Source organism: Flavobacterium solisilvae (genome assembly GCF_012911605.1).
Lineage (GTDB): Bacteria > Bacteroidota > Bacteroidia > Flavobacteriales > Flavobacteriaceae > Flavobacterium > Flavobacterium solisilvae.
Genome location: NZ_JAAMPT010000170.1, coordinates 1 through 1,702 on the forward strand (window position 1 = coordinate 1; position 1,702 = coordinate 1,702).

2 protein-coding genes and 1 pseudogene are annotated in these 1,702 nt (G+C 28.4%); all 3 read left to right on the top strand.

What is annotated here, in order from left to right:
* Positions 1 to 121 (top strand): annotated as a pseudogene (locus tag G6042_RS00805) (tyrosine-type recombinase/integrase); the annotation flags it as partial.
* Between the two features lie 145 nt (positions 122 to 266).
* Entirely contained in the window at positions 267 to 719 is a 453-nt protein-coding gene (locus G6042_RS00810; protein WP_169522374.1) for a hypothetical protein, read from the top strand.
* 3 nt (positions 720 to 722) lie between these two features.
* Positions 723 to 1,451 (top strand): XAC2610-related protein, encoded by a 729-nt coding sequence (locus tag G6042_RS00815; RefSeq protein WP_169522375.1) that lies wholly within the window; start codon positions 723 to 725, stop codon positions 1,449 to 1,451.
* Positions 1,452 to 1,702: the final 251 nt, after the last annotated feature.

A 1,702-nucleotide genomic window follows, 5' to 3' on the forward strand; every position in this document is an offset into this window, starting at 1 on the left:
AACCGATTTAAGATATATTCAGGAATTATTAGGACATAATAGCAGTAAAACAACTGAAATTTATACACACGTTAGTACAAAAAATATTCAGCAAATAAAAAGTCCTTTTGATGATTTATAAAAAAATAAAACGCAATAGCAATTGAGCAAATCTACTAGAAATAGGTCAGCTTTGCTCAACTAAACAATAAAAAACTGAGCATATAAACAAGTTGTGTGCTATTTTATGGCGAACCTCTTAAAATTGAACCTTTAGCAATGATTTTATGAAAAATATAATTTACTTATTTATGATTATTTTTTCTTCTAGTTATTCGCAACAGAATGACACAAAGTATTGGATAGGAAAAGAAATAAAAAGTGAAAGTGGATTTTTATTACAAAAGGAAAATTTTGATACTGATTTTGGCATAGCTTTTTCTTATTCTGATACTAAAACTTTATTATTATTTTTCAAAATTGAAAACACAAAAAAAATCATAATTGATATTTTAGAAATTGATAAAAAAGAATTACAAGGAAACAAACTAACTGAATATTGCCATACAATTAAAGGTACTGATGCAGAAATTATTGCTCTTGTAAAAGAAACAGATAACAACGCCGAATTTTACACTAAAATTAAAAAAGCTTGGCGTGCGAATAGGAAAATTGGTAAATTTGAGAAAATAGCCAAACGAAAAGTAAAAAAATGCAGTAACGAAAATTACGGAAACTAAACTTTGAAAAAACTCACTTACATATTTATTATTCTACTTGTAGCAAGTTGCAAAAATGCAATACAAAATAATTTGACTGTAGATAAAGTCGTTGTTGCTGATACTGTTGCTACCGAAGCACTACCCGAACACAAAGCCGATACGCTTACTAAAAAAAGTAATCCATTTTTGTTAAACAAACTTTTGTGTTATTGGGAACATTTTTTTGTTATTGACAATAATGATGGACTTGAAATTACAATGAAATTGTACGATTATAAAACAAAAAAACTACTTTTAGAATATGAGTATCAGCCAAAATATGAAGATAACTATGATTACAAATCTGCAACCTATTTTGACAGCATAAACAAACGTCATTTTGAAGATTATAATTTTGACGGTTTTAAGGATTTTACTCTTTATGAATATGGCAGTATGCCAATGACAAGTGCAACTGTTATTATGCTTTTCAATAATGAAACCAAAACTTTTGAACATTCTGAATTATCTGCCGCAGGTATTGACGAAATAGATAATGTAAATAGAATTTTGACAACACACGATTGGGATATGGATAACGTATATTATAAAAAATACCATTTCGACAAAAAAGGGAAAATAAAATTTAGAGAAGAAATAACAGAAAGGGATTATTACCCTAATGACACAACTGCGATGAAAATTAAAAATTATCAAAAAATAATAAATGAAAGAGTTGTAAAACAAAGAACTGACACACTAAAAGAATAAAAAAACAGCACACAACACACGTTTGGCGCAATTGCGAATTTTGTGGTAAGTTCACGTTAACGTTTCGCAAGAAATATTATCTTTAACAGAAAATCATCAGTTCCGAAGCTCGCAACTGACGCCAAGCGCGGGAACGTCAGGTTGTGAAAAAACTTCATTTTCAATACAAATTCACTTAATTAAAAGCTTATAAATTGATTTTAAGCCAAGGTATATTTTGAAGTAGTTTGATTTGTTCCCAAAATGATACG